The sequence below is a fragment of the Flavobacterium sp. S87F.05.LMB.W.Kidney.N genome (assembly GCF_004366435.1).
GTDB lineage: Bacteria > Bacteroidota > Bacteroidia > Flavobacteriales > Flavobacteriaceae > Flavobacterium.
This window is the reverse complement of record NZ_SODX01000003.1, coordinates 76,673-93,035: the sequence shown is the minus strand read 5'-3', so window position 1 is coordinate 93,035 and position 16,363 is coordinate 76,673. Positions and strand designations below refer to the sequence as shown.

The following is a 16,363-nucleotide window of genomic DNA, read 5'->3' as shown; positions in this document are numbered from 1 at the left end:
TTTTCTTTCTAATGCTTATGCCGGTAAAAAACTTTTCGCAGAACTCTAAGGGTGTATATGTGATTTCACTGGTAAGCAGAGGATATGGCAAACTAGGCAAATCACTGAAATTGCCTGATGACAGCATTTTTGTAAGCCACCGGTTTGCGGTCCAAAAGATGCTGGGAATATATCTATCGGATTTCAACGGCAAAACAGACATGCAGGAATTATTAGAAACGTATTATCTTATTGATTTTAAAAAAGACAGGTTCAAAGATATTGGAAAGGATCTTGAAAAACAGACTAATAAAATTCCATGGGAGCCTCTCGGTAAAAAGAAAATGGGATTTAAATTCACAGCTGTATGGCATAAAAATGAAACTTACAAAACTGAAAACTCATTTTTACAGGGAAAGAAAGTCAAAAAAGTCAGTTATCTAACCAAGGAGGGAGAGCGCTATGAGGTTTATCTGCAGCCCTGCCCGGCCAAAAACAGCCCCCCTGTGTTTTTTCGTGGTCTTGAGGATAAATTTCACGGCATACTGCTCAAAATGATTATTACCTATCCTGAAAAGAAAGGCTCGTTTACCTACACAACGAAATTTGTGCAGCTTCGAAAACACAAGGTACTTAAGGCATTAGAGAAATTAAAATAAAGGAAAAATTTATTTCAATTCCAATATTTTTCACGGAAACAACAATTAATAAAAGGGCGGACAAATGTCCGCCCTTTTTTAAGCATTATAAACATGTAGTTTCGGCCAAATATCTCAAATTACAGCGGGATAACTGCTACTCAAAAAGCTGATTTCGTTTTCTTACAATTTTAGCGGCTATCTCCATTGTAGTTTTGTCTCATCAAATCACTTAAAAAAAGACTATGAGACATTTAATTATGCATATGAAAAACAAAATCTGGAAAAAAGTATTGAAAGCCGTTCTGTCCGCTGCAGCTGTATTAGCAGTCTGTGTAGTGATTCTTGAATATAAGAGTGATTATAAAGCTTCGGCAGAAATTAGAAATGACGCCCCTGTCAAAACAAAAAAAACAATTGTAATTAATGCTGCAATTGAAAAAGTATGGAGGATTTTTTGCGATGTGGATAAGTGGAGTTCATGGCAGAATGAGATTTCAAGCAGTAAAATTAATGGTTCGTTTAAAGAAGGTGTGTCCTTTGACTGGCAATCGAACGGTTTAACTATTCATTCAACGTTAAACACCGTTAATTCAAACAAAAAAATAGTTTGGTCGGGACCAGCATTTGGATCTTTTGCCATTCATTCCTGGAAATTCAAAAATCTAAATGGAAGAACACTTGTGGAAGTTAATGAAAGTATGGAAGGCTGGTTAGTTGCTTTATTTGAAAGCAAATTTCAATCGGGACTTGATACTTCAATAACACACTGGCTAAATGATTTAAAAACTGAATCAGAAAACATCAAAATTAGGTAAGAATCAGCTGTCTGCAAATAATTATAATATCTTAAATATATCTGCTCTGATTTTGTCACAAAGCTAAAGTTTTATAAACTAAATGACATGCTGCTAGTTTTGTGGCAGAATCTTGGCACATTACTTTTTGAGAAAGTGAAAAACTAAGTAAAATCTAGCTTTCCCGAGTTTAGGTTCGATTATATATTAATCCTTTCCCTAAAGTATTAAGATAATCTCCCCATTCCAATCAACAACTTATATTTTATAAAATTGCTCCAGCTTTAAGTTTAAGGTATAAAGTGAAGCAAAACAGAAGGATTGCTGAAACTAATAATTTCTCACTAATCTGTAAAAAATTCCACACCATTTTTTCCAACATATACAGTCTGCTCTAATTTATTAGTCACTTCAAAGATCTGGAAATCATTAACTGATTCATATTCATATGGCTTTATTGATGAATAATTTTTCCCACTGATTAAATTGTAAGTCTCCATATTGAATACCTGAAATCTATTCTCCTTCTCAACCACAAGATAAGAGTAATACATTTTATTAATTTTGTCGAATTCAAAAGGAAGAAGTACGTTGAGATCTATGCTGCTGTCATTCTTCTTTCCAATAATTCCCCATCGATTGTTTTTCTTAACTACAAAAATACGCTGATAAGCTGCCCAGTGCCTTGAGTCTTTACTCAGATCAAAATTGATCTCATCAAAGTCAACTGGCAGAAGAACAATATTTTTACTGCCGGCTATCCCCCACTTTCTGCCAATCCTTACACCAAATACATCGTTGCCCGGAGCATAGTTATTGTCATATTTTTCAGTAATGATGTCATCATAAATTGCAGGAACTAATGTATCAAAGGCGACCTGCATCCGCGAAGTATTTTTCAGAATAACCCCCATTTTACCTTTGCTTTTAATAATTTTTGGGCTTTCCATTTCTCCCATGATAACCCCTGAATACTGAATTTTCTCAATGTTATTAACTTCTTGTTCTGTAAGCTTTTTTCCGTTTGCACTAAAATATACCGTGCTGCCATTGTAATCGCAGTGAAATGTTTTATTTGAAGGATCAAATTGAATCCTGGAATAGGTCAGGGGAATTAATACCTTAGGTTTTCCATCCATAAGACGCATCACACCGATTTTTTTGTTTTTGGTGACAATAAATCTATTATTAGGAATGTCCTGGAAATCAAAATCTTTATTTAAATGTATATCAGGATTGTTTTTAATCCCTACTGAGTGCTGGCCATGATAAACTTCATAAATTCGGGTGCATTGGTCATATTGAAATGGAATTACTGTCACTCCTTCCCTGTTAATATATCCTATCTTTTCTGTTTTTTTTGCTTTTGCAAGGTTATCATCAGAGTAAAAGTCCACAGCATCATATATACATGGTATGATTATTTTACCATCAATATCTGCAAATCCCCATTTACCTTTCTCACAGTACGGAATATATTGACTAAAAACAGGCTGACATAGTATAATGAAGATAAGAAGTGATACTAAATGAATCTTTGATTTCTGCATACATTTCTAAATTTTGTATTAATTAATATTTTACCTAATTCACCAAATATTGTTCTACAGCTATTAAAATTATATTTGGGATAAATCTCCTAATATGGTCCCAGCTAAGTGATGTTAAAATCTTTCTTGGATGGTTGTTGTTAATTCGAACTTTACACAGAGAAACCGGAAACTTCTCTGAATAATCATACCACAAAGCCTGCATTAACAGAATCAGCGAAACCTTACACAGCGAACTATTTCGTAAAAATAAATAAATAAATAAATAATAACTGCAATATTCTCACTGTCTATAATATGGAGGTGATACCTTTTTTGCCACAAAAAGCTAAGGCGGTTTTAAAAACACTTATTAGATTTTAATTTGATAAATTGTAAGAATAAATAATTACAAAACAATTCATTACTCTATAAATTTGAAACCATGGAAAATACTCGAAAAAAGTGGCCGCTGGAATTTAAAATTTGTGCCGTCACAATCAGTAATCAATATAGAAGTGTATTAACTGTAGCTCAAGAATTGGGCATCAGTAAAAATAGCCTCCAACATTGGAAGAAACTTTACAAGGAAGGAAAACTGACCCTTGAGAAAAAATCAGATTTAGATGCCGACCAGAAAGAAATAATAAGATTAAAAAAAGAAATCAAAAATATTCAGATAGAGAAGGATATTTTAGAAAGCAGCACAGGAATTATTTTACAAAAAAGACGGCTTCGCTATAAATTCATTATGGAAAACTGTGATAAATTTCCAATTATTAAGATGTGTAAAATTTTCAAGGTAGATTCAAGCTGTTTCTACAGATGGAGGAAAGACCTACCAACGAGCAGAGCTGAAAGAAAAATATTTATAACATCTGAAATTTTAAGAATTTATCATTGGAGCCAAGGAAGGTACGGAAGCATAAGAGTCACTAAAGAACTTTCAGCAATAGGCATAAATGTATCCCGCACGTATGTTGGAAAGATAATGCTAGAGAATCATCTTCAACGGGTCGCAAAACTAAAGTTCAAAAGAACTACAATCTCATCTCCCAAATATCCAGCTGACAATTTATTAAATCAGGAATTTAAAGTTAGAAACCAAAGCCAAGTCTGGGTATCTGACATTACCTACATCCAAACTAAGAAAGGCTGGATATACCTTACCGCGGTTATAGACCTTTTCGATCGTAAAGTTATAGGCTGGTCCATAAGCAAAACAATGAAAGCAATAGATACAACTATAGCTGCTTTTAAGCAGGCCTTGCGCAACCGTCCATTAATTCGAAACCAAAAATTAATATTTCATTCAGACCGCGGAATCCAATATGCCTGCAAAGCCTTTGTATACATTTTATCTAAAAGCAATCAGATTACTCAGAGTATGAGCAGAAAAGGAAACTGCTACGACAATGCAGTTGCAGAAAGTTTTTTCAAGACAATTAAATCAGAGTTAATTTATCAAAACCAATATACATCCATTAAAAAAGCAAAAACATCAGTCACCAATTATATCAAAAATTTCTACAACACCTGCAGAAGACACTCAGCTCTTGAATATTTAACAATCGAAGAATTCCAAAAACAATTATCTTCCGTAAAAAGCAATTAGTTTGCTTTTTAACCCACTTTGGTGTAATTAATAATATTTTAATTTCTTTATTTAACAGAATTGATACCTTTTCTGCTGCAAAAAGCTAGCGAATTTACAAATAATATAGTGCTCCAAGTCTTGTGGCGTACTCGTGGCACATAACGCAAATTCTTCTTAAAATTCATTAAATTCAAAATTTTCTCTACTGAGGTTCGAACTGCAGAGCGATCATAACCTAATTTAATTTTTTGAAATAATAAAGTTATTTCTGCTCTTAATTTTATTTTATTATTTACCGCTTTTCCAGTTGCTACGTTATTTAAGCATATTAATAATAAATCATTTAGTTATTGATCATATTCAGTGCATTAACTTTTGATGATTTCATGAGATTAGGGAATGTGATTAATCTGCTTCAAGTTGAAATTCTCGGTAATAAGCAGGCAGTTACACAACTGTAGAATGCATATTTATATCTGCGACAAGTCAAAAATAAGGCGGGAAAGCAAAAATCATTGGGAACAAATGCAGCAGCGATGAGCCTTTTAAATTTGTCTTAACTAATGTTCGAGATTTTCGGGGAATCACAATCATTTATCACTCCTGCGTTTCAGTTTTAAAAGGTTTTACAAAATTATTAGATGGGGACGCACTTACATGTGACTTTAGATTATGGCGATTGGGATTATCTTCATGTAATATGGCTAATATTATTTCAGTAATGTAACTGATACTTTCTTTGAAGTTGCATCAATGTGTATTTGTAAATATTATACTAATTTTTAACTAAAAATTTCATTGATTTATACTTTTATTTATAAAAAACAGGTAAAAATACGCTAATCAATCCACTAGAGAAAGTTTATTTTAGCCCTATAAATTTAATTAAATTACATATTGAAGGAAAAATTTAAAATTGGGTTGGCCTTATCAGGAGGTGGATATCGTGCAGCTGCATTTCATTTGGGAGTGTTTAGGAAATTAAATGAAATGAAGATTTTGGAGAATCTTGATGTCATTTCAACAATTTCTGGAGGATCCATAATTGGAACGTATTATGCACTGAACAAGGGAGATTTTGAAAATTTTGAAAAATCTTTTACACAAAAATTACAAAAAAGTTGTATTCGAAAGATATTATTGAGTACACGTTTTCTCACTACTTCAATTATTTTGTTGGGCTATGTCTCTTTCTTACTATTTGATCCCTTAAATTTACAGCTTCCCAAATGGTTAGTTAATTGCTTGCTTTTAGTATTAGTTGTTTTATTATTTATTTTTCCTTTCAAAATTTTTCCCTTAACTAAATTGAAAATTAAAGCATACAAAAGTATTTTCTTCGGGAAGTCAACAATCTCAGATTTGCCAAGTAAACCTCTTTTAGCTATTAACGCAACTAACTTATCTACGGGGACATTATTTACATTTTCAAGAAGAAAATGCTCCGATTCTAGTTATGAGTATATTAAAGATGGGGGAAAGCCTATTGGATTTAATTGTTCAAAGATGCCAGTAGCTATTGCTGTTGCATCAAGTACTTGTGTTCCAGTTCCATTTGGACCCGTTGAGATAGATAGAATTTACTTTGAAAGTGAGAAAGATAAATTTAGGGTAAAACCCAAACTTATTGATGGTGGTTTGTATGATAATCAAGGAATTCACAAATTAACTCAGAAAAATTCTACGTATTCATGTGATATTTTAATTGTAAGTGATGGCTCACAGCCTTTTACAGGTAATTTTTTATCATTTAATACTGTCTTTATCCTTTATCGTGCTTTAGATGTAATGATGAGAAAGATAAAGAATTTACAGTTTATTCGGGACGTGTATTCTGCAGATAAAGAAATTGCTTACTTTTCACTAAATTGGAAATATAAATCATGTTTGGTTGAGTTTGTTAGAGCCGCGAAGAATAATCAAATTTCTCAAATCGTACTTGATTATCATGAAGTTGATGAGGATAAACTTAATCTGAGTATTGAAGAACTTTATGATTATCTTTCAAAGAAGATTGGCTTAACTGAGATAATTAAGAATGGACTAATTGACGAACAAATTGATGAGATTTCTAGGGTAGGTACAAATCTAACAGCTTTGAAAAAAGAGACAATAACTAGATTATCCACGCACGGAGAAGTACTTACTGAAATATTAATAAAGCTTTACTGTCCAACTTTAGCAAAACTATTATAAAATGAGTGTAATAAAATCCATTTCTGTAGGTAACGGGGATATGTTTTATATCTTCCATGGTAGTGATAACTTTACTATAATTGATTGTAATTTGATTAATGATGATAAAATCGTCAGAATAAATGAACTTAAAAGTTTAGCTAAAGAAAAGGGAATTGTAAGATTTATTTCTACCTCACCTGATTTGGATCATATACGTGGTATCAAAACATTGGATGAAGAAATTGGTATTGCGAATTTTTACGTTGTGAAAAATGATGCTTTAAAAAATTCAGATAATGTAGACTTTCAAAAGTATAGAGAATTACATGATTCAGATAAAGCTTTTTATATTAGTGAAGGAGTTACAAGAAAATGGATGAATCTAGGTGATGCTGAAAGAGGATCTTCGGGAATAAATATATTGTGGCCAATTTCAGATAATAGAACCTTTCTTACTGCATTAGAAAAGGCCAACGTAGGAGAAAGTCCTAATAATATTTCACCTATTTTTAGATATTCGCTACAAAATGGAGCTTCTGTAATCTGGATGGGAGACCTTGAAACACCTTTTATGGATTCCATTATTAATGATATAAGTATTCCGGCTACAGATATTTTGATTGCGCCTCACCATGGAAGAAAATCGGGAAAGGTTTCTAAAAAGTTTCTGGATGAAATTAAGCCAAAAGTAATAATTATTGGAGAAGCTTCTTGCGATGATATTGATTATTATAAAGGTTACAACACAATAACTCAAAATTCAGCACAAGATATTACTATGGAATGTCTTCAAGGAAAAGTGCATTTTTATTCTTCAAGTACAAGTTACACAGTAGATTTTCTTAAAAATGAAAGAATCACGAATCACTCCTTAGGGACTTACATCGGTACTTTAAATCTATAATTTTCATATTAATAATAATGTTCAACAAAAAATAGCTATAAATATGGAGGGAACAATTGACGTATTAAATGTTGGTGATGGAGATGCGATAATAGTTACATTAAAAAAAGAAAGCGAAAATCTAGTTGTGGTTATCGACGGAGGGGAAGCCAGCCATTATCATTCGACGGTTAAGCCAAAGCTTGTTCCAATATTAGAAAAGAATGGAAAATCAGCACCTGATATAGTAGTCGCAACACATTACGATAGTGATCATATTGGCGGATTAATTCCATTAATAGATGACTACATAGATAATATAAAAGAAGTATGGGTACATCATTCTTCAAAATTGGTAAATGAAGCTTTAACATTTAAAAATTCAAGTGAAGAACTAAATCATTTGAAAATTACGGACGAGCTTCTGCTTGATAGTAGTTTTATGTCATTTAATAAGCATGTTCAAGAAGTAGCTATTATTGACAAAAGGAATTTACTGATTGAGTCTATAAACCAACTGGATACATTTGTACGTAAGATACCACCTCATAAATTGCGACAAGCTTTTGCTGGTTATTTTTATCCCGGGTGGCCAGAAATGAAAGTTTTAGGTCCAACTGAAGAATATTACAATAGCCTTTTTCCAGATTCTCATCCATTAGAAAAACTTTTGCTTGAGGAAATAGTTGACATTAAAATGGAAGGGATCGTAAATTTTGAAAGATTTGTGGCATTAAGCAGTTACTTAGATAATCCTTGTCAATTCCTTAAAACAGATTTAAACGCTAAATTAACTCCAACTAATAAGGCTAGCATAATAATTTCAATTGATAATATTACAGATAGATATCTGTTTACAGGAGATGCAGGAATTTGTTCTTTTAAAAATATTCCAGATTGGGAAAAAGAGTTAAAAGATATCTATTGGTTGAAAATTCCGCATCATGGTAGTGATAATAATATTTCCACCGAAATCATAAATATTATGAAGCCAAAGTTTGCCGATAATTCTGGTAATAAATATGAAGATACTCATGTATTAGCGTGTATTGGAAGAAATCCACGTTCAGAAAATGTAAGATCAACAAAAATTAATAATGATTTATATACGAAAATTTAGCACGTAAAACCGAATTCAAACGAAGCTTTTTTAATCAATTACTTTTGAGATTTCTCTGCTTCCAGCTTTAGCTCTTTTCCTTTTTTAGTTAGAGTATTCGATTCAGTTTTAATAAATAAACGCGATAAGTTTGTTGAAATTATGTAGAATTGTTTTTAAGTGGTCACAAATAATATTATTATAAACCAGATTTAAAATGGAAAAGTCAATTTATTTAATCATTTTTTTATTAATAGTCAATTTATCAAAAGGACAAACAAAATTTACGATATCATATTCTCAAGGTTTTGGAAGTCTGCCAACGTTCAGCAATTATACAGACGATCAGCTCGTATCTATGAAGCAAGCTGTGGATATCTTTAATTATGTTAAAAATGAAACCGGTATTGAATTTAAATATTCTTATGCTGGCTGTGAAAAAAGAGCACATGCAGTATCATTATTGCTAAATGCAAAAAAAATCAAACACTATAAAATATGGAATTTTGATCCAATGCTAGTTTCGCTGTTTAATAAATCCCAAAAACCAACTGCCACGAGCAAAGCTGGACTAAGCCCAAATATAAGTTGGGCATATCATGTTGCAATACTCGTATTTGTGAATGAAGGTAAGGAGGTTGTTCCTATGATAGTTGATCCTGCATTAAGTGATGAGTTAATCACACAACAAAAGTGGCTTGATTTGCAAAATGCACCAACATCATATTTTACAATTATCGATCCGGTATGGTATAATTATGCAACCACCGACAAATTTAAGTATTACTGTAATAATACTGCTTACCCACTTCCTCCATGTATGGATGGCTTGCTTACTGGCGACTTTTTTCGCAACGATGGAATAAGTTTACAAGAAATGTGGGTCGAAGAAGCGTTGGCTGTTAATGAGGTTGCAATAAAAATGATTAAGGATGTTTTAAAAGAAAATCCTTCATCAGAGAAGAGAAAAGTCTTTATAAATCTCATTGAAAATTTTGACAGCCTGACAAATGCATTGAAAGGAACAATAGTGAGCGATGAAATTAAACCATATAAAGATTTTCTTGCCCCATTTCAAAAGCAATTTGCGTCAAGTAAGTCCGCCTGGAAAAAGAGATTAGATGCAGTTCGTTAAAATTTAATAAGTAGTCAATAGTATTTGTCAAACTCTGAAATAAATAATTAGAATCTATGAAAAAAAACTTTACCCTAATTTTATTCTTCATTTTATTTTCAAAATTATCTGCACAAGCCCCTTTTACTACATTGGCGCAAGAACCAAATTTTGTGGAAAAAGTAGAAGAGAAATATAAAAAATTTGATATGGAAGGATATGTTGCGGCAAATAAAAGTACTGACGCAACAACTTTAAAAACTAATGGAATTCTTAGTACAGACACAAAAGAAAGCAAAGATGTTGATTTTTTTAAAAATAACTCTTTGGCACTTTCTTTGATTAACAAAGGTGCCAATAGATTATCAGTCAATTCTCAAGTTATTTCATATAAGATTAAAGTTTTTACTCCGGTCGACAAAAACACAAATTATAAATACAATATTCCTTTTATGCTGATCTCAAAGCTATCAACATCTTATGATTCCATAAGCGGTGCCAGTGCAATTGACGTTTTAGATTATGAGGCAGCACCAATTACTATGCGTATAATGCCATCATTTAAAATAAGCAATAATGAACATTACCAGGAAAAAATGCTTTTTGGATTTTATGCTGATGCTAGAGGATTGAATATTTTTCACCCAAAAACAAATGACTATTCTATCGAAATTGTTGGCTCTGGCGGTGTTGGTTTTACATTTCAAGGAGATGGTGAAGCAGGATTTTATAGTAGCAACGGGGAATATGAGCCAGGGAAATGGCTGTTTTCAATGATACTTCAGGGTGCGGTGGGACAAAAGGAGATAATTCAAAGTTTATTTAATACGGACAAAGATTATGTAACGTCGTTTCAATCTTATTTTGCATTTAAAATAGCTGAAAATAATAAGTTTAATCTTAAAATTGGTTATCAGCACTTTTTTCAAGAGACTATTGCAGGTAATAATAACAATTTTTCAATTGCTATTGGCCTCTAAAAAAGTATTAGAAATCAATAAAATGTAAAATACCTTCAAATTAAATTTAAAGGCATTTTAAATAATAGTGGATTATTGTTTAGTTCTTGGCTAGAAACTTTTTAATTTCTTTTAAAACTTTCTAGATTTCTAAAGAAAGCTTGCGAGCTCTTGCTCAAGCAACTTTAGCTCCATTTCCGGTAAAAACCATCTGCTTCTGTTTTTCCATTGCGCTTAACAGGAAAGCATTGATAAGATTTTTCAGAATCATTCAAAACATTTACAAATACTTTCAATTGTGTCCACAGTGCGGACACAATTTGAACTAATCATATCAAAATATATAGAAATAACTAAGATCAATTAATATTCAATTTTTTATTAATTAAAACACTGAATTACAATTAATTAACACTTTAAATTAAAGCTATAAACGCGAAAAAATATATTTTCTTAAGAAAACTATTAAATAAATTTCTAGAATTGAAAAAACATTTTATCTTTGCACCCGCAATGAGAAAATTATTGCGTTCTATTGGAGGAATGGCAGAGCGGTCGAATGCGGCAGTCTTGAAAACTGTTGACTGTAACAGGTCCGGGGGTTCGAATCCCTCTTCCTCCGCCAGATTGAGTTTCAGAAGAAACTCTAAAAGTCAAATCCTTTAAATCTTACGATTTAAAGGATTTTTTTTATTGCTTTTAATAGAAAATATACTGTTTTCACAGAACCGACAAAACTTTTACAAAGGCAACCTAAGAAGCTTTAAAACAACTGTAAAATAAAAACGGATGAGTAATTGACTCATCCGTTTTTATTTTTAATCACAAAGAAAACTGACTGCTCCTAATAAGGCTGCAACTTCATTGTCATTTGAAATGGAAACCTCAATTTTAAAATCAGATTCCTGAATTATTTTATTAAAGGAATGCAAAAACAAATCGCTTGCATTGGCTATTTTTCCACCAATAATAATATGATCTGCTGTAAAGTTGGCAATCCATGGAATTGCGACTGTTGCTAAGTCCTCTCCCATTCTTTCAAATACCTGAATTGCCTGCTTATCTCCATTTTTCGCTAGATTGTAAAGTTCTAAACCATTATTAAGATCGCTACCACTTAATGATTTGTAATGTGATAAAAGACCTCTAACTGAAACATAATCTTCTGCAATTCCATCTTTATAAGATAAATTGTATATTTCGCCATCAGCGGGAACAGAATTACCCGAACTTATTGATGCTCCTTTGTCAATAAAACAAGCTCCTAATCCTGTGCCTAATGTTACAGCCATTACTTTTTTAGAAAGATTTTCCTGTTGTTTAAAAACTTCTCCTTTTCCAAAACAAACAGCGTCATTTTCAAAAAGAATTGGAAAATTTGCAGGAAAATCTAGAGTTTCTAAAAGCAATTCTCGAATGTTTAATCCGTAAAAATGTTCGTATTTAGACTGATCTTTAATCCAGCAAATGCCATTTTTATAATCAAATGGTCCAGGCATGCAAATTGCAATTCCTGCGATATCTTTAATTTTAGAATTTTCTATTGCGGTGTGAATTACTTTTTTCCAAATGCTCATAACCTCATCTGCAGGTCTATTCGAATCGAAAGATTCTTTACAGAGAGAAAAATCAAGAATCTTCATCTCTGTTTTATTAATAACCGCAGCTGTAATATGCGTTCCTCCTATATCAAGCCCAATGGCGTGTGATGTATTCATTTTTAATTATTTCGCTTTTTAGTACTAGATATTTTTATCTTTCAAAATATGAGGGTAATGGACACTGGTGTGAACAATCATTTCACCAAATAATGTATTCGCCCAAGCAAACCATTTACGCGTAAACTTGTTTACATCGTCTTTATGAAATGATTCGTGCATAAATCCAGTATCGGCATTTGTTTGTATTAAATTGCTGATGCAGTTTTTTATTTCTTTTTCGTCTACACTTGTAATGGCTCTCAAAACAATACTCATTGGCCAAATCGTATCTACTCCTGTGTGCGGACCACCAATACCTTCTCCTGCTTTTCCTTTATAAAAAAATGGATTATTCTCAGACAGTACTACTTTTCTTGTATTCAGATATAAAGGATCATTTGGAGCAATAGCACCTAAATACGGCAATGATAATAATGACGGTACATTGGCATCGTCCATCATGTGGAAACTGCCATATCCGTTTACTTCAAAAGCTATAATTTTTCCGAATTTTGGGTGATTGATGACTCCGTGTTCATTAAGACCCTTCTGAACCTCATCTCTTAATTTTGTGGCTTTCGCAACTAAATCATTATCCTTTAAGGCTGGAAGAGAAAAAATTTCAATTAGATATCCTAAGATTTCGATCGCAAACATATTACTCGGAATCAGATAACCGAATAAAGTAGAATCGTCGCTTGGTCTGAAAGTTGAAACGATTAGTCCGCAAGGTTTTACAGGATAACCATAACCTCCTAGCGGAACTCCGTCTGTTGCCCACGCCGTCTGACGCTGAAAACTATAAGGTCCGCCTTTGCCATCCATTCGCTGCTGTTCTTTAAAAGTCTGCAGAATTAAAAGCATCGCTTCTTTCCATTTTGCATCAAACAAACTGATGTCTCCTGTTGCTTTCCAATATCCATGCGCTAATCGAACGGGATAACACAAACTGTCAATTTCCCATTTTCTTTCATGAATTCCAGGTTGCATTTTGGTAAGATCATTTTTCCACTCGCTTTCTTTTGTAAAATCTTTATAAAAGGCATTTGCGTACGGATCCAAAAGAATACATTTCGCTTGACGATTAATTACTCCTTTTACCAATTCTGCCAGTTTTGGATCTTCTTTTACAAACGGAATATACGGCCAGATCTGCGCTGTACTGTCTCTTAACCACATAGCATCAATATCTCCTGTAATTACGTAGGTATCTGGCTTTCCATCAATAATTTCAAAATCGACAGTGGTATCTAAAGTGTTTGGAAAACAGTTTTCAAATATCCACGCCAGTTCTGGATTGGCAATTTGTTTTTTAATGCGCACGATAGCGGCTTCAATTGCTTTACTTGTAAATTTTCTTTCGGCAACGGGAGGTCTTTTTGAAATAAAATCTTTTAGTGGAAACTGAAAAGTATCTGAATTAAATCCGAAAGCTTCTGTCTGAAGTGCTAATAATCCTGCTGAAAAAATGCCTGCGTTTTTTATAAATTTTCTACGTGACTGCATATATTTTTATTTTGAAGTTGAATAAGAATATGGGAATGCTTCTTTTGTTGTACCTCTTTTAAAATTAGGAGAATTGGTCATATCAAAATTTAATTCTCCTCCTTTCAACACATCAAAGTGATTGATGTAATTTTTAGAATGAAGAACATTATCCCATTTTAATTCGTTTACATATTTGTTAGTTTCTGAATTATTAGGCGCATTGATAATAAGTTGCTTTCCGTTTTCTAACTGCAAAGTTGTTTTCTTAAACAAAGGCGCTCCCAAAACATATTCTTCTGTTCCCGGACAAACTGGATAGAATCCCATGGCTGAGAAAATATACCAAGCAGAAGTTTGTCCGTTATCTTCATCTCCGCAATAACCATCTGGAGTAGGCTTGTACAAACGATTCATGACTTCTCTTGACCAATATTGTGTTTTCCAAGGCTCTCCTGCATAATTGTACAAATAAATCATGTGCTGAATTGGCTGGTTTCCGTGAGCGTATTGTCCCATATTCATAATCTGCATTTCGCGGATTTCATGAATAACGGCTCCATAATAACTGTCATCAAAAACGGGAGGCATTGTAAATACTGCATCTAATTTCGCTGTGAAATTTTTCTCTCCTCCCATTAAATCAATCAAACCTTGAATGTCATGAAAAACACTCCAGCTGTAGTGCCAGCTGTTTCCTTCAGTAAAGGCATCTCCCCATTTAAACGGATTAAAATTAGGAGGGAAACTTCCGTCTTTATTTCGTCCGCTCATTAATCCAATTTCCGAATTGTACAGTTTTTTATAATTCAGCATTCGTTTTTCAAAAAGGCTGATTTCCTTTTTCGGGCGATTTAATGCTTTTGCCAATTTCCAAATCGCAAAATCATCATAGGCATATTCAAGTGTTCTAGCCGCATTTTCATTAATCTTCACGTCATACGGAACATACCCAAGAGTATTGTAATATTGAACTCCTTTTCTGCCCACAGCATCCATTGGCCCTTCATTATTGGCTCCGTGCAGCAAAGCTTCGTATAAAGTATTGATATCATAGCCGCGTAATCCTTTCATGTAAGCATCAGAAACTACAGAAGCAGAATTATTTCCTACCATTACATTTCTAAAACCTGGGCTTGACCATTCTGGCAGAAATCCGCCTTCTTTATAATCGTTTATTAATCCTTCCTGCATTTCTTTGTTTATAGAAGGATAAACGAGATTTAACAGAGGATATAAAGCACGGAAAGTGTCCCAAAATCCCGTTCCCGCATACATATAGCCTTGCAACACTTTTCCGTTGTATGGACTGTAGTGCACAATTTTTCCGTCTTGATCAATTTCATATTGTTTTTGAGGAAAACAAACTGTACGGTATAAACAAGAATAAAAAGTCTTTAACTGATCGGTATTGGTGTCTTCTACCGCAATTTTCCCAAGAACTTTATTCCATTCTGCTTTAGATTGCGAAACTGTTTCTTCAAAAGTCGACGTGCCTAATTCGTTCTTCAGATTCAATTCTGCCTGCTCCTGACTTATAAAAGAGGATGCCACCCTAACATTTACTTTTTCTCCTTTTTTAGTTTGAAATCCGATAACTGCTCCTACATGATTTCCTTCAGCTTCTAATTTATCAGCGGTTAAATCTTTATCCAACCAAGTCGAATTACTTTCAAACTTTTTATCAAATTCTAATACAAAATAGTTCTTGAAATTTTGTGGAACACCACCGCTGTTTCGTGTTGTATAACCTATTATTTTATTCTCTGATGGAATTATTTTGATATAAGAACCCTTATCAAAAGCATCGATTACAATAGAAGATTTTTCGTTTTCGGGAAATGTAATCTGAAAATGTGCTGCTCTTTCAGTTGTTGTAATTTCGGTCGTAACGTCATGATCGGCCAAATAAACGCTGTAATAATAAGGTTTTGAAACCTCCGCTTTATGACTAAACCAACTTGCTCTTTCGTCTTCGGCGAAAGCCAATTTACCAGTAACGGGCATAATCGAAAACTGACCGTAATCGTTCATCCAAGGCGAAGGCTGATGGGTCTGTTTAAATCCTCTAATTTTTTCTGCTGTATATGTATAAGCCCATCCATCGCCCATTTTGCCCGTTTGAGGCGTCCAGAAATTCATTCCCCACGGCCTGCAGATGGCGGGATATGTATTTCCGTTCGAAAGATTATGTAATGATTGTGTTCCCATTAACGGGTTTACATATTCTACAGGATCTAAAGCTTTTACCTGCGCGTTTAAAAAAAGACAGGATTGTAATATTCCTAAAAAAATTAAACTCTTTATTTTCATAGTCTTGTGATTTGTGAAATGTGAAATGTGAGATGTGAGATGTAAATGTGATCTGTCCATTACACTTTACACTTTACACTTTACATTTTACA

The 16,363-nt window shown here is 33.0% G+C and carries 12 protein-coding genes and 1 tRNA gene; 9 read left to right on the top strand and 4 right to left on the bottom strand.

The window, feature by feature from the left end:
- Positions 1-17: 17 nt before the first annotated feature.
- Together EDB96_RS09715 and EDB96_RS09710 are read left to right on the top strand one after the other, a co-directional pair.
- The gene (locus EDB96_RS09715; RefSeq protein ID WP_208326192.1) at positions 18-638 is read left to right on the top strand and encodes a hypothetical protein; all 621 of its coding nucleotides are present in this window, start codon (positions 18-20) and stop codon (positions 636-638) included.
- Between the two features lie 224 nt (positions 639-862).
- A complete protein-coding gene (locus EDB96_RS09710; protein WP_134140506.1) occupies positions 863-1,435 on the top strand; it encodes an SRPBCC family protein in 573 nt (190 codons plus the stop codon).
- Positions 1,436-1,758: 323 nt separating this feature from the next.
- Here EDB96_RS09710 and EDB96_RS09705 read toward each other — a convergent pair whose 3' ends face one another.
- Positions 1,759-2,964 carry a WG repeat-containing protein gene (locus EDB96_RS09705; protein ID WP_134140505.1) on the bottom strand — a complete coding sequence of 402 codons (1,206 nt, stop codon included), beginning with the start codon at positions 2,962-2,964 and terminating at the stop codon, positions 1,759-1,761.
- A gap of 424 nt (positions 2,965-3,388) precedes the next feature.
- Between EDB96_RS09705 and EDB96_RS09700 the strand changes: the two genes are divergently transcribed.
- The 7 genes from EDB96_RS09700 to EDB96_RS09670 all read left to right on the top strand — a co-directional run bounded on the left by EDB96_RS09700 (position 3,389) and on the right by EDB96_RS09670 (position 11,398).
- A complete protein-coding gene (locus EDB96_RS09700) occupies positions 3,389-4,558 on the top strand; it encodes an IS3 family transposase (RefSeq protein ID WP_134140504.1) in 1,170 nt (389 codons plus the stop codon).
- A gap of 879 nt (positions 4,559-5,437) precedes the next feature.
- Positions 5,438-6,736: a patatin-like phospholipase family protein gene (locus EDB96_RS09695; RefSeq protein WP_166669290.1), complete on the top strand. Its 1,299-nt coding sequence runs from the start codon at positions 5,438-5,440 to the stop codon at positions 6,734-6,736.
- A 1-nt stretch (position 6,737) separates the two neighbouring features.
- On the top strand, positions 6,738-7,622 hold the full coding sequence (locus EDB96_RS09690) for a hypothetical protein (RefSeq protein WP_134140499.1): 885 nt from the start codon (positions 6,738-6,740) through the stop codon (positions 7,620-7,622).
- 43 nt (positions 7,623-7,665) lie between these two features.
- Positions 7,666-8,721: an MBL fold metallo-hydrolase gene (locus tag EDB96_RS09685; RefSeq protein WP_134140498.1), complete on the top strand. Its 1,056-nt coding sequence runs from the start codon at positions 7,666-7,668 to the stop codon at positions 8,719-8,721.
- Positions 8,722-8,917: 196 nt separating this feature from the next.
- Positions 8,918-9,835 (top strand): protein-glutamine glutaminase family protein, encoded by a 918-nt coding sequence (locus EDB96_RS09680; protein ID WP_134140497.1) that lies wholly within the window; start codon positions 8,918-8,920, stop codon positions 9,833-9,835.
- 56 nt (positions 9,836-9,891) lie between these two features.
- A complete protein-coding gene (locus tag EDB96_RS09675) occupies positions 9,892-10,794 on the top strand; it encodes a hypothetical protein (RefSeq protein ID WP_134140495.1) in 903 nt (300 codons plus the stop codon).
- Positions 10,795-11,310: 516 nt separating this feature from the next.
- Positions 11,311-11,398 (top strand) — tRNA-Ser (locus EDB96_RS09670).
- A 193-nt stretch (positions 11,399-11,591) separates the two neighbouring features.
- On the opposite strand, the gene EDB96_RS09665 is transcribed toward EDB96_RS09670, so the two are convergent.
- From EDB96_RS09665 to EDB96_RS09655, 3 genes are read right to left on the bottom strand one after another with little or no spacing between them, the layout of a single operon-like run.
- Positions 11,592-12,491, bottom strand: coding sequence for an ROK family protein (locus EDB96_RS09665; RefSeq protein ID WP_134140494.1), 900 nt, complete (start codon positions 12,489-12,491; stop codon positions 11,592-11,594).
- A gap of 24 nt (positions 12,492-12,515) precedes the next feature.
- A complete protein-coding gene (locus tag EDB96_RS09660; protein ID WP_134140492.1) occupies positions 12,516-13,979 on the bottom strand; it encodes a glycoside hydrolase family 125 protein in 1,464 nt (487 codons plus the stop codon).
- A 6-nt stretch (positions 13,980-13,985) separates the two neighbouring features.
- Entirely contained in the window at positions 13,986-16,271 is a 2,286-nt protein-coding gene (locus EDB96_RS09655; protein WP_134140491.1) for a GH92 family glycosyl hydrolase, read from the bottom strand.
- Positions 16,272-16,363 lie beyond the last annotated feature (92 nt).